Consider the following 22165-nt stretch of genomic DNA (forward strand, 5'->3'; position numbering starts at 1 on the left):
TCCTCAAGTTTTCAGGCCTGATCCATGACGCAATCCATCGGTCCCTTTGTCGAACGTTTCGAACCTCCGATCACCGCCGAGGCGCCGGTTTCCGACCTGCTTTCGGGCCTCACCGTTGCGGTGAAGGACAATTTCGACATCGAAGGTACGGTCACCGGCGGCGGCAATCCGGAATGGGCCGAAGATCAGGCCCCGGCAGCCAGCAATGCCGCAGCGGTCCAGACCCTTCTCGACAATGGCGCCGCCCTTGCCGGCAAGGTGCATATGGATGAGCTTGCCTATAGCCTGATGGGGATGAATGCCCGTTTCGGCACGCCGGAAAACCCGGCGGCGCCCTCGCGCGTCCCGGGCGGTTCCTCTTCCGGCTCGGCCTCTGCCGTCGCGTCCGGCCTTGCCGATATCGGGCTCGGGTCGGACACGGGCGGTTCTGTGCGCCTGCCTGCCTCATTCTGCGGGCTGTTCGGCTGGCGGCCGACCCACGGGCTGGTGCCGAGCGACGGCCTTTTGCCGCTTGCCGAAAGCTACGATGTGCCGGGCTTCCTCACCCGCGATCTCGAGACGCTCGAGACGCTTGGCGAGATCTTTGCGGGAGAGCAGGAAGTCGATGCGGATGTCCGGCTGGTCTACCCCACCGATGTCTGGCGCCTGTGCGAGGATGAGGCGGCCGCGGTGCTGAAGGCGGCGCTGCCGAGGGGCGACCGCAATGACAGTGCGCTTCTGGCGGGCGGGGACCTGAAGGCCCTGCTGCCGGTCTTCCGCACGCACCAGGGTTACGAGATCTGGCAGCATTTCGGCGCCTGGATCGAAAAGCGTGAGCCGGACTTCGGTCCCGGCATCCGCGAGCGTTTCGCCATGGCGGCGAAGATCACGTCGGAGGAATTCGAGGAAGCCAGGGCCAAGCGCGAGGCCTTCCGCGCGCATCTGGCGCGCGTGCTGCAGCCGGGCACCATCATGGTCTATCCGACCTCGCCGGGGCCTGCGCCGCTTCTGACCGCCGGCAACGACATTGTCGAAACCTTCCGCAACCGTGCGCTTGCCATGCTGGCAATCGCAGGCCATGGCGGCCTGCCGCAATTGTCCATCCCGATCGCCGCAAGCCAGGGCTCGCCACTCGGGCTTTCGCTGGTTGCCGCACCCGGCAGCGACCTGTTGCTGATCGAAACGGCGAAACGCTTTATCTGAGGGTATCATGCTTCATTCCGCGACGGGCTTCGACGGAGCCTTCACCGCGCCGCATCGCGCTGCGGCGCTTGCCGGCCGCGACATCCTGCGTGCCGGCGGCACGGCGATGGAGGCGATGGTTGCCGCCGCCGCGACAATCGCCGTCACCTATCCGCATATGAACGGGATCGGCGGCGATGGCTTCTGGCTGATCCACAGGCCGGGGGAGGCCGTCACCGGCATTTCCGCCTGCGGGCAGGCCGCGGGTCTCGCGACGCCCGAATGGTATGCGGGCCATGGTTTCGAGACGGCGATGCCGACGCGCGGGGCCCTTGCAGCCCTCACCGTGCCGGGCACGATCGGCGGTTGGGAAAGGGCGCTGTCGCTGGTGGCGGACGAAAAACGCCTGCCGCTCGAAGACCTGCTCTCATCCGCAATCCACTATGCCGAAAACGGCATCGCGGTCACCGGAAACCAGGCCGCGTGCACGGCGGAGAAGCTTGACGGATTGCGCGATGTGCCCGGCTTTGCCGAGACCTTCCTGCTGGACGGCGCGTCGCCCAAGGCGGGCGACAGGCTCTGCCAGAAACCGCTTGGCGCGACGTTGCGCAAGCTCGTGGCGGAAGGATTATCGTCCTATTATACCGGCGACCTCGCCCGCACCCATGCTGCATTCCTGGAGGAGACCGGATCGCCGCTGCGCCTTCAGGACTTTGCCGCTTACGAGGCGCGCATCATCGACCCGCTCCATGTCGAGACATCGCATGGCCGGCTGATGAACATGATCCCGCCCACACAAGGTATCGCCTCGCTGATGATCCTGGCGCTGTTCGATCGGCTGGGCATTGCCGAGGGCGAGGGGTTCGATCATCTCCACGGTCTGATCGAATCCACCAAGCAGGCCTTCATCCAACGCAATGAAGGGCTGGGCGATCCGGATTTCATGGCCGAACCCGCCCAAGCCTGGCTCGCCGAGGACCGCCTCGACGCGCTGGCCGCGAAGATCGACATGAAAGCGGCGCTGCCCTGGCCTTACGAGCCGGCAGAGGGTGACACGATCTGGATGGGGGCAGCGGACCGTTTCGGCAATGTCGTCTCCTTCATCCAGAGCGTCTACTGGGAGTTCGGTTCGGGCCTGACCTGCCCCGAAACCGGCGTGTTCTTCCAGAACCGCGGCGCGGGCTTCTCGCTGTCTCCGCGTCCCAACCAGCTTGCGCCGGGAAAACGCCCCTTCCACACGCTGAACCCCGCGCTTGCGCACCTGAAGGATGGCCGCGTGATGGCCTATGGCACGATGGGCGGCGAGGGCCAGCCGCAGACACAGGCCGCCGTGTTCTCCCGCCATGTGCAGTTCGGCCAGGATCTGCAGGCCGCCATTACCGCGCCGCGCTGGTTGCTCGGCCGCACCTGGGGGGAGGAGACCACGACGCTGAAGCTCGAGGACCGGTTTGATCCGGCACTCGTGGCCGCATTGAAAGAGGCCGGCCACGATGTCGAGATGCTGCCTGCCTACAGCGATGCCGCCGGTCACGCAGGCGCCGTCGTGCTGCACGAAAACGGGTTGATGGAAGCCGCCGCCGATCCGCGCGCCGATGGTCTGGCTCTTGTGGATTGACCTCTCTCAGGCCGGAAAGCGTTTGCGCAGAAAACCATCGATGAAATCCGCGGGCTTTTCCTCCAGCAGTGGAAATCCAAGGTTTCGGGCTGTCTCGGCTGTAAAACAGGCGGGAAAATCCTGCGGCCGGTAAACCGGCGGATCCGTACGGTCGATCAGCGACAAGATGTCGTCTCCCGCCCGGTCCGCGAGCGCGGCAAGCAGTCCCCCGACCGTCAGCGAGACGCCGGGCATCGCCAGCGCCCGCGCATCCGCGAGGATCCGGCCCTCGATATTTGCCGCATAAATGAGCTGAGCGACCGCCGTTTCCGGCGAGGCCAGCCAATGGCGCACATCGTCGGAAGCAGGCAGAAGCGCGCGGCGTCCTTCCAGCGGTTCGCGGATGATGTTGGAAAAGAAACCGGAATTGCCATGGGTGGCTTCGCCGGGCCTCACCGCAATTGTCGGCAGGCGCAGGCAGATGCCGTCGACAAAGCCCATGCGCGAATAATCGGCAATGATGGCCTCGCTCATCAGCTTCTGCGTGCCGTAGGAACTGTCCGGCCGGGGCTGAGCCGCATCATCGATGAGGGCCGGGAAGGGGGCGCCATAGACGCCGATCGACGAGGCATGGACAAGGCGCGGGCGATAATCATCGCCCGCAAGACGGATCGCCTCGAGGGTTGCCCGCACCGTATCGAAATTGATGTGGTAGCCGATGGCAAAATTGCTGTCGGCCTGGCCCATGGCGGTGGCGGCCACGTGAAAGATCACGTCCGGACGGGCGGCTATCACCTCTCCGATCGTCTCGAGAACCGCCGCATCCCCCGTCACCCATTGCGTGGCATCCCCTTCGATCTCGCTCTTGCGGATATCGGAGAGAATGAGCGCGTCAAGGCTTTCAGTGCCGAGCGCGCCGCGCGCAATCAGCGTTTCGGCGAGCGCGCGGCCGATCATGCCGGAAGCGCCGATAATGGCGACGGAGGCCATGGACTATTCCCTTCCTACACTTTCACACGCGGATAAAGGCCGATTTCGCGTGTTGTCGCCGTGTCGTACATCCGGTCGAGATAGGGCCGGACTTCGGCCGCACCCTTGCTCATTTCCGGGCAGTGGTCACGTTCGAACTTTGCAGCCGCCTCGGCGATCTCGCCGCGCAGATCGTTCTCGTTGACGGTCGTGAGCTTGCGATCCTCCATCACCAGCTTGCCGCCGACGATCGAATGGGTGACGACATCGGAATTGACCGAGAAGGCGATCTTCTTGATCGGGTCATGCAGCGGCATGAAGCCCCAGTCGGTCTTGTCCATCAGGATGACGTCGGCGAGCATGCCTTCCTCCAGCGTGCCGACCTCTTTTTCCATAAGGCTGGATCGGGCGGCAGACGTGGTTGCCATGTCATAGACCTCATGCGCCGAGATCCAGTCATTGTAGTCGAATGTGCCGATCTTGTGCAGGCCGGCGGCCGCTTTGAAGGCCACGAAGATATCGGCGGTATCGGCCGACGCCACGCCGTCGCAGCCGAGCGCGACATTGACGCCGGCATTCATCATCCGCCGCACAGGCGAGACGCCGGAGCCGAGCTTCAGGTTGGCAAGCGGGTTATGCGTCGTCGAGCAGCGGGCCTCGCCCATCATCGCGATGTCGTCATCGGTCAGCCAGATCGCGTGGTTCATGGTCAGGCGATGGGTCATCAGGCCCATGTCCTTCAGGAACTGAACCAGCGTGCGGCCGTATTTCTCCGCGCCGGTCACGGCCTGGGTCTTGGTTTCCAGCACATGGCAATGGACCGGCAGGTCGCGCGCTTCGGAAAGGCTCGCCACTTCCTGCAACAGCTTCTTCGAGCAGCGCTGCGGGCCGCAGGGGCCGAGAATGATGCGGATATTGTCCTTGCCGTGCCACTTGCCGGACAATTCCTCGAACAGTTCGATCTGCGCCTTCCAGTCGGGCGCGGGCATGGCATCGAGCCGCGCCTTCATTTCCGCCGGCACAAGATCGCCGACAAAGGGCAGGCTGTTGCAATAGCTCTCGTCCCACATCGAGGCCGTGATCCAGCCGCGCAGCCCCGCATCGCGGAAGGCACTCGCCGTGGCGTCGACGGCTTCCGGCGTACCGGAAATGTTGATCACATCGTCCTGCAGCGTGGTGACGCCCGAGCGCAGCGAGATGATCGCGACCAGCATGGCGCGCAGATAATGCTCGCGCCATGTCATCGCCGGCGAGCCGAAGGGCGGATAGACCTCCGACAGCCAGATTTCGAGCGGCAGGTTATCATAGCGGCCCATCTCGAAGCCTTCGTTGGAATGCATGTGCGCATCGATGAAGCCCGGCATGACCAGCTTGTCGGACGCATCGATCACCTGCAGATCCTGAAAACCGGCGGCGCGTGCCGAAAGATCACCGCCTTTGCCTATTATCCGGTCACCATCGATCAGCACATCGCCGCGCGCAAAGCTGTGCGCGGCGGTTTTCTGTTTGATGACGAGGCCGTTCTTGATCAGGATTGCCATGCCTTACTCCGTTTGGCCGCTGCTTTGTTCGGGCGGCATGAAAATTGCATAATTGTCTATCGGGGATGACGTTAAGCCGACCGGGGCGCCTGTGGTGGGGGCGAACCGGCGAGCCTTGTGAAAGGAATCCATGTTTTGGCCACACCAGCCGGAGACCACGGACTTGACCTGCGCCTGATGCGCATTCTCGACGTGCTGCTCGACGAGTGCAGCGTTTCGAAGACCGCTACGATCCTTGGACAGAGCCAGCCTTCCGTTTCGCTTGCTCTCAAGCGGTTGCGTGAAATTCTCGGCGATCCGCTGCTGGTGCGCTCGGGCGTGAAGCTGATCCCGACGGAAAAGGGCATCGCGATCCGCGCCCAGGTGTCCAACATCCTGCGCGAGATCGATGCGCTCGCCGTCTCCGAGGATACGTTCGATCCGGCGAGCTACAATCGCCGCTTCCGCGTTTACGCCGCCAATTGCCTCGGCACTTTCTTCATGCCGCGCATCGGCGAACTGGTGCGCCGCGAGGCGCCCAACATGCCGCTCGATTTTTGCACAATCCCTGAGGAATCCCGGATATTTACCGAGCTTGAGGAGGGCAAGCTCGATCTGGTGATCGGCAACTGGCCGCTGCCGCGCGATTACCTGCGTTTTGCGCCCTTGCTTGAGACCGATATCGTTCTCGTGATGCGCAACGAACATCCGCTCGCCGGTCGTTCGCGCATCGATCTTCAGGAATATCTGAACCTCGACCATCTTTCGCCGACGCCGCATACGAGTCCGGCCATCAGTCCCATCGACGGACAGCTTGCCCAGCTTGATGCCAAGCGCGAGATTGCCATGTCGGTCGCCGAATTCACGCTGGTGCCGCACATGCTGGCGCGCACCGATCTGGTGTTCACCAGCAGCCGCCCCTTTGCCGAGCAGATGGCGGAGTCGGGCGACTTCTCGATTGTCCGCGCGCCGGAGGAACTGGCCCGGATGAGCTTTTACACGCTGTGGCATGAACGGTCGCATCTCTCCCCCGGCAATCAGTGGTTCAGGAAATTGTTGCGCCGGGTTGCCAAAGAGATAAGCGAATTCACACCCCATCCATCAAGTGAAACTTCGCCCGAAGCCATTAGTGGGAACTAATAGAGTCTATTGGGGCAAGGGGTCTTATGAAACGTCAATTCCTGCCGTTTAATTGGTTTCGAGAGAGCCGGTCTTCTGCGGACCTCTTCTTGACACACGGCAAGCGGCCGACATGTCCGCGACCCGGGTTTCAGCCAATCAGACAAACAAGGGGAATTGGAACATCATGCTGAAGAAACTGACCACAGCCCTTCTTGCCGGCGCTATCGGCCTGCCCGCCGCCGGCGCCTTTGCCGCTGACGATTATTCCGGCCACACGCTCGTTGTCGGCGTCTGGGGCGGCGATATCGAACGCCTGCTGCGCGAAAACGTTGCCGAGCCGATCGAAGAGGAAACCGGCGCGTCCGTCGAATTCGTCCTTGGCGGCACGGGCGACCGCATGGCCCGCATCTATGCGGAAAAGGACAATCCGACCATGGATGTCGCCTTCCTCAACATGTACGAGGCTCCGCAGGCGCTTTCCGATGGCATCGTGCTGCCGCCGGATCCGGAAACCGACATGTACAAGGCCATCTGGGACGGCATGAACAATGGCTGCTACGCCATGTCGCTGGTCGGCCTCGGCATTGCCTACAACAAGAATATCGTTTCCGAAGCGCCGGAATGGGAAGACATGTGGGACCCGGAATATAACGGCATGATTGCCGTTGCCCAGTATCCGGGCTCGGAAGGCGATGGCCTGATCGGCGTTGCCGCGCGTCTCGCGGGTGCCGACGAGCATGATCCCGATGCCGCTTTCGAGAAGCTCCAGGGACTGAAGCCGATCGCCATGACCTACACCAATCTCGACGAGATCTTCGCCATGATGGATGCCGGCGAAGTGGCCATGGCCCCGATGATTTCCGGTTACGTTCTGTCGGCGCTGAAGGAGCACCCCGATATCGGCTTCTCCTTCCCGAGCGATCCCGGCCCGGTTCTGGTGCGCGACATGCTGTGCCTGGTCAAGGACAGCCCCGAGCCGGAGCTTGCAAAGATGTTCGCCGAAAAGGCCCTCGGCGTTGCAAACCAGACCGACTACGCCGAGCAGATCTTCTTCGGTCCGACCAACTCCATGGTCGAACTCTCCGAGGAAGCCTCCGCCGACGTGATCGACACACCGGAAGAGGTCGAAAGCCTGGTACAGCTTGACTGGCCCTATGTGATCGAGCAGCGCAGCGACTGGACCCAGCGCTGGAACAAGGAACTGCTCGAGCAGTAAGCCCACGACCCTTGCCGCCGCGCCGCAACCGGTGCGGCGGCATTTCGGTGACGCGGCAACCCGGTGATTTTCATGAACAAACGCGCGCTCTTGCTGCTGATGCCGGCACTCATCCTGTCGGGCATCGTCTTTCTGCTTCCCTTCCTGTGGCTGTTCGTCACCAGTTTCCGGGTGCAGGGGGAAGGCTCGCTGTTGATGGCGGAAGGTTTTTCGGCGGCCAATTACGCCAGGCTGGTGTCCGATACATACTTCGCCGAGGTGTTCTTCCGCACCATCTGGATGAGCGCAGCGGCAACCGCGATTTCCCTTGTCATCGCGCTGCCGATGGCGCGCCAGATCGCCGTCAGCGCCGGCCGTGCCAAAGGCCTGTTGCTCGCGCTCATTCTGGTGCCGCTCGTCTCCGGCGCGCTCTTGCCAACCCTCGGCATGCTGCATCTTCTGGGCCCGCTCGGCGTGATCAACTCCATCCTCAAGGACATCGGCCTGATTACCCGCAGCGTCAAGTTCCTCGGCACGGTGCCGGGCGTCATCATCGGCCTGGTCCAGGCCTTCCTGCCGCTGATGCTGCTGCCACTGGTCAACGCGCTTTCGCGCCTGCCGAAGGATGTCGAAGCGGCTGCCGAAACGCTGGGCGCGCCGACATTCATCGTCTGGCGGCGCGTCATCCTGCCGCTGATTGCGCCGGGCATCATTGCCGGTTCGGTGCTGGTGTTCTGCGCCTCGCTCACCTCCTTTGTCACGCCGCAGATCCTCGGCCAGGGCAAGATCGCCACCTTCGGCACCATGGCCTATCAGCAGGCCTCGCTTGTGCTGGACTGGCCGTTTGCCTCGGCAATCGCAGTGGTCATGCTGTTAATCCTCGCGCTCGGACTTGCCATCGGCTCGTTTGCCGCGAAACTGCTCGCACGGAGGCGCGCATGAAGACCTATGGGTTCGCCGTTTCCGCCCGCTTTGTCTGGACCATTCTCGCCTTCGCCTTTCTCCTGGCGCCGATCGCGGTTCTGGTCTTCGCCTCCTTCGACGATGCAAGCTTCTTCCGCTTTCCGCCAAAGGCCTATTCCTTGCGCTGGTATGACGCAGCCCTTGAAAGCCGGGAATACAAAAGCGCGCTGTCAGTCTCGCTTCTGGTTGCGCTGCTTGCGGGCTTCATCGCCGTTCTCTTCGGCGCCATGGCGGCCTTTGCTCTGGTGCGCTACCGGCCCGCCGGCGGGCGGATCGTCGAGGCGATCCTGATGACGCCGCTGGTGCTGCCGCTGATCGTCTGGGCGATCGCACTTCTGCAGATCTATTCGCGGCTTGGCATGTCCGGCACGCTGCCGGCGCTGGTGCTCGCCCATGCGGTGATCACCATGCCGTTCTCCGTGCGCATCATGGTCTCGACTTTTGCCGATCTCGATCCGCTGCTGGAACAGGCCGCCGCCACGCTCGGCGCTTCCCCCGGCCGTGTTGTCCGGCGCATCACGCTGCCGCTTGCCATGCCGGGGCTTGTCTCATCGGCCGCCTTCTCCGTGCTGATCTCCTTCAACGACGTGATCGTCTCATCGCTGATTGCCGGCGCGCGCTGGATCACCTTTCCGGTGCGGCTCTACGCCCAGCTCCGCAGCCAGGGCATCGATCCGATCACGCTTGCCATCGGTTCGGCGATCGTCGCCTTCATCCTTGTCGCCGCGCTGATCGGTGAATTCATGTTCAAATGGTCACGCCGTCTTTGAGAAAGAAAGAACAATGTCCGAAGAATACCGCTATCTCAAAACCATGCCGCATTTCGTGCGCGACGGCGTGCCGCTGCTGACCGGCTTCAAACGCGACCGCATCGCTCCTTACGTAGTGCTTGCCGTCAAGGATCCGCTGGTCGTCGGCGACGGCGCGGAGGAGGATTCCCTTGCCGCAGCCCTCGACAATGCCGAGGTCTCCGCAAAGACCGGCCTCTTCACCACGGTGACGGGCACTTATGACGGCGCGCCGGTCTCCATCGTCTCCGGCGGCTCCGGTTCGCCCGAGGCGGAACTGGCGCTGATGGACCTGTTCAATTTCACCGATTGCACCACCGTCATCCGCATTGGCGGCTGCGGCGCGTGGAGCCCGAAGGTTGGCGTCGGCGATATCGTCATCTCCTCCGGCGCGGTGCGCGACGAGGGCATGACGAAAGCCCATGTGCGTGCCGAATATCCGGCCGTTGCCGACTGGCAGGTGGTCGGCGCGATGAAGGCTGTGGCCGATGAGGTCGGCCATCCCTATCACATCGGGATCACCCGTTCGGGCGACAGCGAATATTGCGGCTGGGGCAAGCCGGGGCCGGGCGGCTATCTGCAGGAAGACCACAAGCAGATCATCGATTACTGGAGCCGCGCCGGCGTGCTCAACACGGACCGCGAGGCGGCCGCGATCCTGACGCTCTGCAGCCTTTACGGCCGGCGCGGCGGGGCCGTCTGCTCGGTCGGCGACAATGTGGTGACCGGCGAGTTGCACAAATCCGGCTCCGGCCAGACGGCGGCGATCACGGTCGGGCTTTCCGCGCTTGCAAGGCTTTTCCGGGAGGACGCCAATGGCTGAGAAACGCGCACCCGACCATCTGGTGATCCAGAAGGTGATGAAGCATTACGGCGGCGGTGGCGAGCCGGCGCTGAAAAGCGTGTCCCTCAATGTGCGCAAGGGCGAGTTTCTCGCTCTGCTCGGCCCATCCGGCTGCGGCAAGACCACGCTGTTGAAGATCATCGCCGGGCTTGAGAAGGCGACCGAGGGCCAGATGGCGCTGGCGGGCGAGGGGCTCGATGCCATCCCGACCTACAGGCGCGATATCGGCATCGTCTTCCAGTCCTATGCGCTGTTTCCGCACATGACGGTCGACGCCAATATCCGCTTTGGCCTCGACATGCGGGGCATCAAGGGGAAAGAGGCTGACCGGCGCGTGGAGGAAGCGCTCGACCTGGTCAAGCTCGACGGACTTGCCGCCCGCATGCCCAACGCGCTTTCCGGCGGTCAGCAGCAGCGCGTGGCGCTCGCCCGTGCGCTGGTCATCCGGCCGAAGCTTCTGCTTCTCGACGAGCCGCTTTCCAATCTCGATGCGGTGCTCAGAAAAAGCGTCCGCGTCGATATTCGCGAGCTGCACGAGCGCATCGGTCTGACGACGGTGATGGTGACCCATGACCAGGAGGAGGCGATGAGCATGGCCGACCGTGTCGCCGTGATGGCCAATGGCTATGTGCTTCAGCATGATACGCCGGAGACGATCCACGAGCACCCGGCCTCCGCTTTCGTGGCGACCTTCGTCGGCAGCCCGCCGGCGATCCTGTTGCCGGTGGAAAAGACAGGCGAGGGCTACGGCATTGGCGGCACGGCCTTCACCCCATCGAGCTCACTCGCCGCCGCTATCGCGATGCAAAACGGCAAGCCGGTGCTGCTGGGGCTCCGCTCCGACCGGCTCTCCTTCGCCGATGAACCAGGCCCGCTGACGATCACCGGCGAGGTCCATTCCAGCGAATATATCGGCGGCTCCTGGCTGGTGCATGTGGCGCTCGGCGAACACCGCATCGCCGTGCCGACGCGCGAGCGCCCGCCGCAATTCGGCGAGGTGGCCCATATCCGCATCGACGAGGCCGAGCCGCTGCTCTTCGATCCCGACACCGGCGCCAGGGTCGCGCAGTCATGAGCGGCGCAGTCTATTGCCTCGGGCCGCTTGTGCTCGACCGGGTGCTGACCGTCGATGACCTGCCGGGCCACGACGAGAAGGCCTTCATCAAGAAAAAGGAAGAACGCGCCGGCGGTCCGCCGCTCAATTGCGCCTGGGCGCTGAGCCGGCTCGGCGAGGATGCGCGTCTGGTCTCCACGATCGGCGATGACGGCGAGGGCGCGATCCTGATGCAGTGGCTCGCCGAGCGCGACATGAGCACCGAAGCCGTCGATGTGAAGGCTGACAGCGTCACGGCCTCCGCCACCATCATCGTCGATCGCACCGGCGAGAAGGCGATCCTGATCGATCCCGTTCCCGTCGAGACGCTGGCGGTGATCGGCGACCGTGTTTCGCTGCAGGCGGACGATACGGTGATTTCGAATTTCTTCCATCCGGAAGCCGTGGCGCGCATGTTCGATCGTGCAGCGAAAGCCGGCATCGACCGGATGATTGATCTCGAGCTTCCGGAGATCGAACGCTGGGGCTGGCAGGCGATGGAAAACATCCTGCCCTTCGCCTCGGTCGTCGTCACCAACCGTCAGGTGCTTGAGGCATGGATGGCGCGCAGCGGAAATGACCGGCCGATTGCCGAAGCCGCCGAAGCGCTTGCCCGTTTCCTCTCCGGCAATGGCAGCCGCAGGGCCGTCGTCACGCTCGGCTCCGAGGGCCTGGTCGCAATCGACCGAGATACGGTTTTCCGCCTGGATGCCTTCAAGGTCACGCCGCGCAATACCACGGGGGCCGGCGATGTATTTCTCGCAGGCCTTGCCACGGCGACACGGCGCGGACGCCGGTTTGAAAAGGCGCTCGCCTTCGGCACGGCCGCTGCCGCGCATTTCCTGGAAACGGGACGGTGCGACGCCGCAGCCGCGGAAGCGCTGATGAAAGACAAGATGAAGGAAAGACTGTAGACAATGGCCACCAGATCGAAAGCCATCGAGGCCGTGCTCTCGGCCGCCTGCGTCGCCGATGCGCTGGGCGCTGCCACAGAATGCATGCACCCGGACGAGATTGTCCGTATTTTTGGCGGACCGGTGACGACGTTTCGCACACCGCCGGAGAAATCCCCCTTCGCCAAAGGGCTGGCGCCGGGCCGGTTGACGGATGACGCCACGCAGATGCTGGCCATGGCAAAGCGCATCATCGGGCTTGAGCGGGCACCGGTCTCCGCCGACGCGATTGCCGGTTTCATCGACTGGTCGCATGACGAGGAAATGTTCCAGCGCTTTGCCGGGCCGACGACCCGCATTGCAGTCGAAGCCATGCGCGCCGGCGCGCCTGCCGAAGCCGTCGCCACGCCCGAGACCTATTCCTGCATGTTCGGCACCTCCAATGGCGGGGCCATGCGCGCGCCGACGGCGGGGTGTGCGGCCGCCGGCAATCTTTCCGAGGCCGTGCGCATTGCCTGCCTGATGTCGGCGCCCACCCACAACACCCAGATTGCCTATGCCGGCGCCTCCGCTGTTGCCGGCGCCATCGCCGTCGGGCTTTCGCCCGAGCGGTCGATGACGATTGTCGAGGCGGCGCTTGAAGGCGCGCGGCTTGGCGAGGTGGAAGCGCATTTGAGCGGCCGCATTGTCGGCGGCGCAGGCGTTGCCCGCCGCATCGAGATCGCGGTCGAGATCGGTATCCGCTACAAGGCGGATATCGAGGCCGCGCGCGCCGAACTGATCGAGGTGATCGGCAATGGCGTTGCCATGTCGGAAGCCGTGCCGCATGCTTTCGGCCTTGTCGCCGCTGCCGACGGCGACCCGTGGACGGCGATCCTTGCTGCCGTCAATGGCGGCAATGACAGCGACACGATCGCGATGATCGCCGGTTCGGTTGCCGCCGCCTGGAATGGCGCGGCCGGCATTCCGGCTCAACTGATCGAGGAGGTTTCGCGGGTGAATGTGCTTGATCTTGCGGGCGTTGCCGAGGGGCTTGCCACGTTCAACGAACAGGTTATTGCGGGAGAGCGGGCATGAAGCGTTATTGGCTGGAAATGACATCGCCGGACCATGCGGCGCTGCCGGAAAACACGGTGGCGGTTCTGCCCGTCGGCGCGACCGAGCAGCATGGACCGCACCTGCCGGTCGGCACGGATTGTCTGATCAATAGCGGCATTGTCTCGGCCGCGCTCGACAAGCTTGGAGACGATGTTCCTGCCGTCATCTTGCCGTTACAGCCGGTCGGCGCCTCGCAGGAACATCTCGATTATGCCGGATCGCTCGCCCATCCCGCGCCCGATCTGATGCAGTCCTGGACGCGGGTGCTTGATTGCGCGGTGCGCTCCACCGGGCTGAAACGCATCCTGATCTTTAACAGCCATGGCGGCCAGGCGGGGCTGCTTACCACTGTGGCGCTCGACCAGCGCGTGCGTCACAATATCCTCGGCGCCTATGCCACCTGGTTCGATGCCGGCTATCCGGACGGGCTTTTCACCGATGACGAGATCCGCACCGGCTTTCACGGCGGCGATATCGAGACATCGCTTATGCTGGCGCTGCATCCGGACCTGGTGGTGATGGAAAATCTCGGCGATTTTCGGTCTTCCGTCGATGAAATCGAAGCGGGTACGCAGCAGCTCTCCGCCAATCCCGGCGGCGGCCGCGTCGGCGGCATCGGCTGGAAGGCGCAGGACCTCAATGTTGACGGCGTGACCGGCGATGCAAGCCGCGCAACCGCAGACAAGGGCAGGGCGCTGCTGGAACACACGGCGGCAAGCCTCGCGAGACTGATCACCGATCTGGCGAACACCCCGATGCCGTCGGACAATTGGCCGCCGGAGAAGTACCGGGCTTGAAGCGAGGGCCTACCATTGGAAGTGTTGCCGCGGTCTCTGCTGTTCGTCGATCTCCCCCCTCTCCACGCGCGTCACCCTCGGGCTTGATCCGAGGGTCCAATCATCTTGGTCGCGAGAGGCGTCTGCAGATGCCCTTGTCGGCCTCCGCAGGCCATAAGGCCCATGCTGTCATGCGGAAAGCGGCCTGGATCCTCGGGTCAAGCCCGAGGATGACGCGGAGGGTGAGGAGGGGTTGACTGGATTAGCGCCTTCCCCATGCCCTTTAAACCCTCACCCCGCCAGGAGGCTGGCATTGCCGCCCGATGCCGTGGTGTCGACGCAGAGATGGCGCTCATGCACAACGTGGGCCTTGTCCGGCATCGCGGTGATCAGCGGCAGGACGGGGCCTGAACGTTTGGCGAGCGCCGCGGCAAAGGCCCGTGCCACGTCTTCATACCCCCACCACAGGCCGCCGGAAAAGCCCTCAAGCGTGGTCAGCGTTTCCGGTTCGACATGGCCATCGACAGCAACGGCGCGGCCGCCCAGCGCCTCGACGGCAGCCTTCTGGGCTGCAGCGATCTCCTTGCCGGGACCGAGGCAGAGAAGCGGGGGACGGGTGTAGAAGGCGAGGCGGTTGAGTTCGCCGGTGACGCCGGGCATCAGTTCCTCGTCCAGTTTGACTTCGGCAAGCGCCGACAGCATGGCCGCGACCGATTTCATGTCGGCATTCGCCGCCCAGTCCTCGCCGCCCGACTGACCGGAAGCCGGCGCGAGGAATCGCGGCAGGTAGTGCGGGCCGCCTGCTTTCGGCCCCGTGCCCGAGAGCCCTTCGCCGCCAAACGGCTGCGAGCCGACGACCGCGCCGATCTGGTTGCGGTTCACATAGATATTGCCGACATGGATGCTTTCCGACACGTCCTGCACCCGGTCGTCGATGCGGGTGTGGAGGCCGAAGGTCAGGCCGTAACCTCGGGCGTTGACCTTCTCGACAACCTTCTCCAGATCGCGCGCCTTGTAGGTGGCGACATGCAGCACCGGGCCGAAGATCTCGCGCTCCAGATCATCGATGCCGCTGACCCTGAGCATGGTCGGCGGGATGAAGGTGCCGGTTTCGGGCGCCTTCAGCTGATGGATGATACTGCCGGATTTTTCCTTGAGGTAGGCTGCGATGCCATCGCGCGCCTCGGCGTCGATCACCGGGCCGACATCGGTGGAGAAAGCCCAGGGGTCGCCGACGGCAAGCTCGTCCATCGCGCCCTTGATCATCGCGATCAGATGGTCGGCCGTGTCTTCCTGAATGTAGAGGCAGCGCAGGGCCGAGCAACGCTGGCCGGCCGACTGGAAGGCGGAGGCGACGATGTCGCGCACGGCCTGTTCGGGAAGGGCCGTACTGTCGACGATCATGGCGTTGAGCCCGCCGGTTTCGGCGATCAGGGGCGTGCCGGGCTTCAGGTTCTCCGCAATCGATTTCTCGATCAGCTTGGCCGTATCGATCGAGCCGGTGAAGACGGCGCCGGCAACGCGGCTGTCGGCTGTCAGCGCCGCGCCAACGGTGGGGCCGTCGCCGGTCAGAAGCTGGAGCGCCGATTTCGGCACGCCCGCCTCATGCAGGAGCTCGACGGCCTTGTGGGCGATCATCTGCGTCTGTTCCGCCGGTTTGCAGAGCACGCCATTGCCGGCCATCAGGGCGGCGGAAATCTGGCCGGTGAAGATTGCCAAAGGAAAATTCCACGGGCTGATGGCGGCAATGATGCCGCGCGGCGCCCGCACCGTGTTCTCGCCCTCGCGGGCATAGTAGCGCAGGAAGTCGACCGCCTCGCGCACCTCGCCGATGGCATCGGCAATGGTCTTGCCGGCTTCGCGCGCCAGAAGCGCGAACAGCACGCCGTAATTTGCCTCATAGAGATCGGCGGCCTTGCGCAGCACGGCGGCGCGCTCGGATGCCGGCGCATCCCAGACGGCGGCGTCATCGAAGGCGCGCGAAACGGTCGCCTCGTCGGCCTCCAGCACCGTGCCGATTGTCTCGCCCGTTGCCGGGTTGGCAACGGTTCTGGATGTGCCGGTCGGTTCGGAAACCGTTAGCGGCTTGCCGTCGGGAAGCGGGACGTCGCGCGCCTGTTCGATTGCGGCCAGCACATCGTCTGCCGTCGTGTCCCAACCTTTCGCCGCCGCCCGGCCCTCGCCGAAGATATCGGCCGGCTTCTTCAGCGCCGCCGGCGGCTTAGCGGTCTCGACGGCCTCGAACGGATCGCTGGCAACGGTCTCGGGTGAAATATTGGTGTCGACGATCTGGTGCACGAAAGAGGAATTCGCGCCGTTTTCCAGGAGGCGGCGCACCAGATAGGCGAGCAGATCGCGATGGGCGCCGACCGGGGCGTAGATACGGCAGTGACCGCCGGTTTCCTTCTTCACGATGTCATGCAGCCGCTCGCCCATGCCGTGAAGCCGCTGCAGCTCGAAGGGCCGGCCATCGGCGAGCTCCAGCACGGCGGCGATCGTGTGGGCATTGTGCGAGGCAAACTGCGGGAAGATGCGGTCGCCAAGCGAAAAAAGCTTCCTGACCAGGCAGAGATAGGCAAGATCGGTGGCCGCCTTGGTGGCGTAGAGCGGAAAATCCGGCATGCCGTTGACCTGGGCGAGCTTCATCTCCGTATCCCAGTAGGCGCCCTTGACCAGCCGCACATTGATCTTGCGGTCATAGCGCGTCGCCATGTCATAGAGCGCATCAAGGGCGGCATCGGCGCGCTTGCCATAAGCCTGGACGACGACGCCGAAGCCCTCCCACCCGTCCATCGCGGCATCTGCCATCACCGCTTCGATCACCTTGAAGGAGAGCGCGAGGCGGGCCTGTTCCTCCGCGTCGATATGCAGCGCGATGCCGGCGTGTTTGGCCTGAAAGGCAAGGCGCTTGACGACCGGCACCAGCTCTTCCATCACGCGCTCTTCCTTGGCGACCTCATAGCGCGGGTGGAGGGCGGAGAGCTTGATCGAGATGCCGGGATTGTCGACGATCCTGCGGTGAACGGCCGCCTTGCCGATCGCCGTGATGGCGTCGGCGTAGTGCCGGTCATAGCGCGCGGCGTCATCGGCCGTCATCGCCGCCTCGCCGAGCATGTCGAAGGAATAGGTGAAGCCCTGCTGCATCCGGCTGTCACCGCGCTTCAGCGCCTCTTCGATGGTTTCGCCCAGAACGAACTGCCGGCCCATCTCCTTCATCGCGCGCAGGACGGCGGTGCGGATCACGGGCTCGCCCATGCGCCGCACAAGGCCGTGCAACGTGTTGGCAATGCCGGGGTCGTTGCGGTCATCAAGCACCTTGCCGGTCAGCATCAGCGCCCAGGTGGACGCGTTGACGAGCGATGAGGCCGCCGTGCCGAGATGATTGTTCCACTCCGACGGCGCGATCTTGTCCTCGATCAGGGCGTCGATCGTAAACTTGTCGGGCACGCGCAGCATGGCTTCCGCCAGGCACATCAGCGCCACGCCTTCCCGCGTCGAAAGCCCGTATTCGGCCAGGAAATGCTCCATCAGCGTCGGCTTGCTCTCCGAGCGGATGCGCCGGACGAGATCGGCCGCGCGTGTGCTGATCGCCCGGCGTTCTTCCGGCGTGATGTCCGCCCTTTGGGCGAGGGCTGCCAGAAGCGGGGCGTCGGCGGCGAATTTCTGCTCGAAACCGAGCGCTGGGAAGGGGGTGTCGGCCAAGGTCTGCTCCTCGTTTTTCATCAGACTAACGTCAATTGCGTGGACGATGCGACCTGTTTTCGATATTTATTTAGTCATTCGGAACAAAAAACAATGAAAACCAGGTCAGGCGATGGAAATCGATCCCATCAACCGTAAAATCCTCGAGGAACTGGTCGTCGACGCGCGTATCTCCATGATGGATCTGGCGCGCAGGGTCGGCCTGTCGAAGACCCCCGTCGCGCTCAGGGTCCGGCAGATGGAGGATATGGGGCTGATCAAGGGCTACCGCGCCATGCTGTCGCCGATCAAGCTCGGGCTTACCCATGTCACCTATGTCACCGTGAAGGTCAGCGACACCCGGCAAAAGGCGCTGCAGCAGTTCAACGCGGCGGTCCGGCAGATCCCCGAGGTGGAGGAATGCTATCTGATCGCGGGGGGCTTCGATTACCAGATCAAGGTTCGCTCGCGCGACATGGCGCATTTCCGGCGTATCATGGCGGAGAAGATTTCCGAGTTGCCCTTCGTCAGCTGGACGACGAGCTATGTGGCGATGGAGGCGGTTGTCGACCAGAGCTGGGTGGCGGTCTGATGCCGCGCACGCCGGGCGTCACAGCGATGTCAGGACGCTCGTGACCGCCCAGATCACGAGGCCCACCGGGGCGAGCGCCAGCAGCGCGAAAAGTCCGTCGCGGGTCAGCATTGAAAAGGCGATCAGCGTCACCGCCACGCCGATCAGCGAAGATGAGAACGGCACGAACTCCATCAGCGGCATCACTGCGCCGAACAGCGTGCAGGCAAGCGGCAGCAGCAGCAGCAGCGGCGGCTTGAACAGAAAGGTCAACCGCTTGCGGCTGACGCGGTCGACGAAGCGGGTGAACGGCAGGATTTTCTCGAGTCCGGCATGGAGCCTCGGGGTCTTGACGGTGCGGCGGCGGATCCATCCGGGAAGCCAGATCTGCTTGTGGCCGACAAGTCTTTGCGCGGCGATCATCATGATGATGAGGCCGCAGACGGTGGAAAGCCCCGGCACGCCGCTCAATGGTGTGATCAGGATCAGCGCCGGCAGGATGAGGAGCGGAATGAAGGAGGCATGGCCGAAGGAACGCATCAGCTGTTCGACGGAGACGGTGCCGCCTCCGGTCTCTTCGACGGTGCGCTCGACGATTTCCGTCAGGGAATGGAATTCATGATCGGCCGTATCGGCTTGTTCCAAGAAAGACTCCTGCCGTAATCAAAGATGGATTTCGGTTCAAACGCCGGGGGAGGTCATCCGGTTCCCGCTCGGAGCGTCCGCGTGGACGCCATTGATTTATCATGCCGGCTGTGCCCTGTTGATGAAAACAACCATGTTGAGAGGATCCTATGTCGGAAGAACGTCTTGAAAGGCTCGAAGCGCAGATTGCCGCGCATCAGGAAGTATTGATCGCGCTCGCCGCCGCCCTTCCCGAAGGCGAGAACCGCGCGGTGTTCCGCGCTGCGCTCGACGGGCTTCTGACCGTCAAGGGGCAGGAGGAGGATCCCGGCTTTGATCCCGATTCTTCCTTTGCCTTCCAGTACCGCGTGGCTGATACGATCCGCGCTATCGTTGAAGGCGCCGAGGCGCGCTCGAAGCGCTGAGCGAGAAAGCGGGCATGCGCCTGATTTTCGGGAACCTTTCGCCGGTTTGCGGCGTTGGAAAAAAGGTTAAAACGGAGGATCAGGCCAATGCCGAAAGCGACGCGAGATCAGCGCCCGTCCGTCAAGGACGAGGAGACCTATCAGGCCCTGCGCGATGACGGAGCCTCGAAGGAAAAGGCCGCGCGCATTGCCAACGCCCAGGCTAACAGCAGCATGAAGCCGTCGAAAAAGGGCGGAGAGGCAGACCCTTACGAGGAATGGACGCGCGATGATCTTTACGATCAGGCGCAGAAGATCGGCATTGAGGGGCGCTCGAAGATGGACAAGGGCGAACTGATCGAGGCCCTGCGCAACCACTGACGGAAACCCCGTCAGCGCTTCGAAAACCCGCTTTCGGGCCTGGCCGTCTCTTCCGCATCCAGGAGATCGGCGACCCGCCGGAACGAGGTGACGATGGAAAACTGCTCGTTCCGGTCAAAGGCGGAGAACTCCGCGGCGAAGCCGTCGGCAAAGAGCGACGGCGTGCCCGCAAGTGTGGTTGACCCCGCGGCCGTCAGCACGGCCTGCACCTTGCGCCGGTCGGATGAAGACCGTTTGCGCTCGATCAGTCCCTTTGCTTCGAGCTTGTCGAGAATGGTCACGGTCGTCGCCGGGCTGAGGTCGGCCTGTCTGGAAATCGCCGCGGTCGTCAGCGCGCCCTGGTCGGCTACCGCCTGCAACACGACGATCTGCGGGATCGTGAGGCCCGTCTTGCGCCCGATGCGTTTCGAACGGATGTCGATGGCGTGCGCGATCCGGCGTATCGCCTTCATCACGGCCTCGGCGTTTTTCGATGTCAGGTCCTCGTCCTTCATGGAACCAGTCAATTACAACAGAAATTATTTGAACTCAAATGATTTTTGTTGTAACCAAAAAGCAACCCAGAAGCGCGGGTTCTCGCCCGCAACGCAATTTCGCCGCGCTGGCTGAACGCAGACGGCGACGAGACAATCGAACCCGCGCCTGGCTCTGTGGAGACCTCCCTTCCTTCTCGGGCCGGCGCCAAGGACAGGAGCAGTCGACCAGAACATGTGTGGTATTGCCGGAGAAATCAGATTTGACGGAACGCTTGCGGACGCCGAGGCCGTTGCCCGCATCACCGAGGCGCTTGCTCCGCGCGGGCCGGATGGCAGCGGCATTGTCGGGCGCGGCAATTATGCCTTCGGTCATCGCCGCCTGAAGATCATCGATCTCTCCGAAAAGGCCGCACAGCCGATGACCGACCCTGAACTCGGTCTGACGATCGTCTTCAACGGCTGCATCTACAACTATCCGGAGCTGCGCAAGACGCTCGAGGAGGAAGGCTACCGCTTCTTTTCCACCGGCGATACCGAGGTCATCCTCAAGGCTTATCACGCCTGGGGCCGCGATTGCGTCAAGCATTTCCACGGGATGTTCGCCTTTGCCGTCATCGAGCGCGACAGCGGCAGGGCCATGCTCGCGCGCGACCGTTTCGGCATCAAGCCGCTTTACTACACCACGAGCGGCAAGAACACCCGCTTCGCCTCCACGCTTCCCGCACTTTTGCGCGGCGGCGGCGTCGACAAGTCCGTCGATCCGGTGGCGCTGCATCATTACATGAGTTTCCACGCCGTTGTGCCGCCGCCGCACACGATCCTGAAGGGCGTGCGCAAACTGCCGCCGGCGACGACGCGCTGCTACGAGCCGGATGGCTCGTTCGAGGATGTCCGTTACTGGGCGCCGCCGCATGAACGTGATCCTGCGACCGCCGGCCTGTCGCGCGAGGAATGGCGCGACCGGGTGCTGGAGGCGCTGCGCACCGCCGTGAAGCGCCGCATGGTTGCCGACGTTCCGGTCGGCGTGCTGCTGTCCGGCGGCGTAGACTCCTCGATCATCACCGGGCTTCTGGCCGAGGAGGGGCAGAAGGACTTGATGACCTTTTCCATCGGCTTCGAGGAGGCCAATGGCGAGAAGGGAGATGAGTTCGGTTATTCCGACCTGATCGCGGAACGCTTCGGCACGGATCACCACAAGATCTTCGTGCCCTCCTCGGAACTGATGAGCGCGCTGCCGGACACGATCAACGCCATGTCGGAACCGATGGTCTCCTACGACAATATCGGCTTCTTCCTGCTGTCGCGCGAAGTCTCCAAGCACATCAAGGTGGTGCAGTCGGGCCAGGGGGCGGACGAGATCTTCGCCGGCTACCACTGGTATCCGCCGCTTGAAAATTCCAACGATGTCGTCGGCGATTATGCCAAGGGCTTCTTCGACCGTGACCATGTCAGGCTGTCGCGTCACCTTTCGCCGGAATGGCTGGCCGAGGAAGACGTCAGCCGCGCCTTTGTCGAGAGCCATCTGATGGCGCCGGGCGCCGAGGGGCCTGTCGACCGGGCGCTCAGGCTCGACAGCCAGGTGATGCTGGTCGACGACCCGGTCAAGCGCGTCGACAACATGACCATGGCCTGGGGGCTTGAGGCGCGCGTGCCGTTCCTCGATCACGAGCTTGCCGAACTGGCGGCCACCATCCCGCCGGAATTCAAGCTCAATGACGGCGGCAAGGGCGTGCTGAAGGACGCCGCGCGTCTCGTCGTGCCGCATGAAGTGATCGACCGCAAGAAGGGCTATTTCCCGGTGCCGCAGCTCAAATACATTTCGGGCGAATATCTCGACATGGTGCGTGACACGCTGACGAGCCAGGTCTCCAGCGAGCGCGGCCTGTTCAACAAGTCCTATCTCGACGACCTGTTCATCGATCCGATCGGCCACATCACGCCGCTGCGCGGCTCGGAACTGTGGCAGGTTGCGCTTCTGGAAATGTGGTTGCAGTCTCACGAGATTTGAGGAA

General features: G+C 63.6%; 20 protein-coding genes. 15 read left to right on the plus strand and 5 right to left on the minus strand.

Annotation, left to right across the window (positions count from 1 at the left end; genetic code table 11):
- Positions 1-24 precede the first annotated feature (24 nt).
- On the plus strand, positions 25-1182 hold the full coding sequence (locus tag JET14_RS05475; RefSeq protein ID WP_200337149.1) for an amidase: 1158 nt from the start codon (positions 25-27) through the stop codon (positions 1180-1182).
- 7 nt (positions 1183-1189) lie between these two features.
- Positions 1190-2776 carry a gamma-glutamyltransferase family protein gene (locus tag JET14_RS05480; protein WP_200337150.1) on the plus strand — a complete coding sequence of 529 codons (1587 nt, stop codon included), beginning with the start codon at positions 1190-1192 and terminating at the stop codon, positions 2774-2776.
- A gap of 6 nt (positions 2777-2782) precedes the next feature.
- Here JET14_RS05480 and JET14_RS05485 read toward each other — a convergent pair whose 3' ends face one another.
- Both JET14_RS05485 and JET14_RS05490 read right to left on the minus strand, forming a co-directional pair.
- Positions 2783-3745, minus strand: coding sequence for an NAD-dependent epimerase/dehydratase family protein (locus tag JET14_RS05485; protein WP_200337151.1), 963 nt, complete (start codon positions 3743-3745; stop codon positions 2783-2785).
- A gap of 14 nt (positions 3746-3759) precedes the next feature.
- Positions 3760-5265 carry an amidohydrolase family protein gene (locus tag JET14_RS05490; protein ID WP_200337152.1) on the minus strand — a complete coding sequence of 502 codons (1506 nt, stop codon included), beginning with the start codon at positions 5263-5265 and terminating at the stop codon, positions 3760-3762.
- A 135-nt stretch (positions 5266-5400) separates the two neighbouring features.
- On the opposite strand from JET14_RS05490, the gene JET14_RS05495 reads away from it, so the two are divergent.
- From JET14_RS05495 to JET14_RS05535, 9 genes are all read left to right on the plus strand, one after another.
- Positions 5401-6384, plus strand: coding sequence for a LysR family transcriptional regulator (locus tag JET14_RS05495; protein WP_246750530.1), 984 nt, complete (start codon positions 5401-5403; stop codon positions 6382-6384).
- A gap of 166 nt (positions 6385-6550) precedes the next feature.
- The gene (locus JET14_RS05500) at positions 6551-7582 is read left to right on the plus strand and encodes an extracellular solute-binding protein (RefSeq protein WP_200337153.1); all 1032 of its coding nucleotides are present in this window, start codon (positions 6551-6553) and stop codon (positions 7580-7582) included.
- A gap of 72 nt (positions 7583-7654) precedes the next feature.
- Positions 7655-8503: an ABC transporter permease gene (locus JET14_RS05505; RefSeq protein WP_200337154.1), complete on the plus strand. Its 849-nt coding sequence runs from the start codon at positions 7655-7657 to the stop codon at positions 8501-8503.
- Positions 8500-9294 carry an ABC transporter permease gene (locus tag JET14_RS05510; protein ID WP_200337155.1) on the plus strand — a complete coding sequence of 265 codons (795 nt, stop codon included), beginning with the start codon at positions 8500-8502 and terminating at the stop codon, positions 9292-9294. The genes JET14_RS05505 and JET14_RS05510 overlap by 4 nt, the downstream gene beginning before the upstream one ends.
- A gap of 13 nt (positions 9295-9307) precedes the next feature.
- On the plus strand, positions 9308-10135 hold the full coding sequence (locus JET14_RS05515; protein ID WP_200337156.1) for a nucleoside phosphorylase: 828 nt from the start codon (positions 9308-9310) through the stop codon (positions 10133-10135).
- A complete protein-coding gene (locus tag JET14_RS05520) occupies positions 10128-11231 on the plus strand; it encodes an ABC transporter ATP-binding protein (RefSeq protein WP_200337157.1) in 1104 nt (367 codons plus the stop codon). Before JET14_RS05515 ends, JET14_RS05520 begins: the two co-directional genes overlap by 8 nt.
- Complete coding sequence (locus JET14_RS05525) at positions 11228-12163, plus strand: carbohydrate kinase family protein (protein ID WP_200337158.1); 936 nt, start codon at positions 11228-11230, stop codon at positions 12161-12163. The genes JET14_RS05520 and JET14_RS05525 overlap by 4 nt, the downstream gene beginning before the upstream one ends.
- Positions 12164-12166: 3 nt before the next feature.
- Complete coding sequence (locus tag JET14_RS05530) at positions 12167-13219, plus strand: ADP-ribosylglycohydrolase family protein (protein ID WP_200337159.1); 1053 nt, start codon at positions 12167-12169, stop codon at positions 13217-13219.
- A complete protein-coding gene (locus JET14_RS05535) occupies positions 13216-14037 on the plus strand; it encodes a creatininase family protein (protein WP_200337160.1) in 822 nt (273 codons plus the stop codon). The genes JET14_RS05530 and JET14_RS05535 overlap by 4 nt, the downstream gene beginning before the upstream one ends.
- 270 nt (positions 14038-14307) lie before the next feature.
- Here the strand turns inward: JET14_RS05535 and putA are convergent, their stop codons facing one another.
- Positions 14308-17718: a bifunctional proline dehydrogenase/L-glutamate gamma-semialdehyde dehydrogenase PutA gene (gene putA / locus JET14_RS05540; RefSeq protein WP_246750531.1), complete on the minus strand. Its 3411-nt coding sequence runs from the start codon at positions 17716-17718 to the stop codon at positions 14308-14310.
- A 112-nt stretch (positions 17719-17830) separates the two neighbouring features.
- Here putA and JET14_RS05545 point away from each other — a divergent pair, with 112 nt between their 5' ends.
- Positions 17831-18289: an Lrp/AsnC family transcriptional regulator gene (locus tag JET14_RS05545; RefSeq protein ID WP_200337162.1), complete on the plus strand. Its 459-nt coding sequence runs from the start codon at positions 17831-17833 to the stop codon at positions 18287-18289.
- A gap of 18 nt (positions 18290-18307) precedes the next feature.
- On the opposite strand, the gene JET14_RS05550 is transcribed toward JET14_RS05545, so the two are convergent.
- Positions 18308-18913, minus strand: a complete 606-nt coding sequence (locus JET14_RS05550; protein WP_200337163.1) for an exopolysaccharide biosynthesis protein — start codon at positions 18911-18913, stop codon at positions 18308-18310.
- Positions 18914-19062: 149 nt separating this feature from the next.
- Here JET14_RS05550 and JET14_RS05555 point away from each other — a divergent pair, with 149 nt between their 5' ends.
- Both JET14_RS05555 and JET14_RS05560 read left to right on the plus strand, forming a co-directional pair.
- Positions 19063-19317 (plus strand): hypothetical protein, encoded by a 255-nt coding sequence (locus JET14_RS05555; protein WP_024706403.1) that lies wholly within the window; start codon positions 19063-19065, stop codon positions 19315-19317.
- A gap of 87 nt (positions 19318-19404) precedes the next feature.
- On the plus strand, positions 19405-19677 hold the full coding sequence (locus JET14_RS05560) for a DUF7218 family protein (RefSeq protein WP_200337164.1): 273 nt from the start codon (positions 19405-19407) through the stop codon (positions 19675-19677).
- A gap of 11 nt (positions 19678-19688) precedes the next feature.
- On the opposite strand, the gene JET14_RS05565 is transcribed toward JET14_RS05560, so the two are convergent.
- Positions 19689-20171, minus strand: coding sequence for a MarR family winged helix-turn-helix transcriptional regulator (locus JET14_RS05565; protein ID WP_200337165.1), 483 nt, complete (start codon positions 20169-20171; stop codon positions 19689-19691).
- Positions 20172-20385: 214 nt separating this feature from the next.
- Here JET14_RS05565 and JET14_RS05570 point away from each other — a divergent pair, with 214 nt between their 5' ends.
- Complete coding sequence (locus tag JET14_RS05570) at positions 20386-22161, plus strand: N-acetylglutaminylglutamine amidotransferase (RefSeq protein ID WP_200337166.1); 1776 nt, start codon at positions 20386-20388, stop codon at positions 22159-22161.
- Positions 22162-22165 lie beyond the last annotated feature (4 nt).

The organism is Martelella lutilitoris, assembly GCF_016598595.1.
In the GTDB taxonomy this organism is placed as follows: Bacteria; Pseudomonadota; Alphaproteobacteria; order Rhizobiales; family Rhizobiaceae; genus Martelella; species Martelella lutilitoris_A.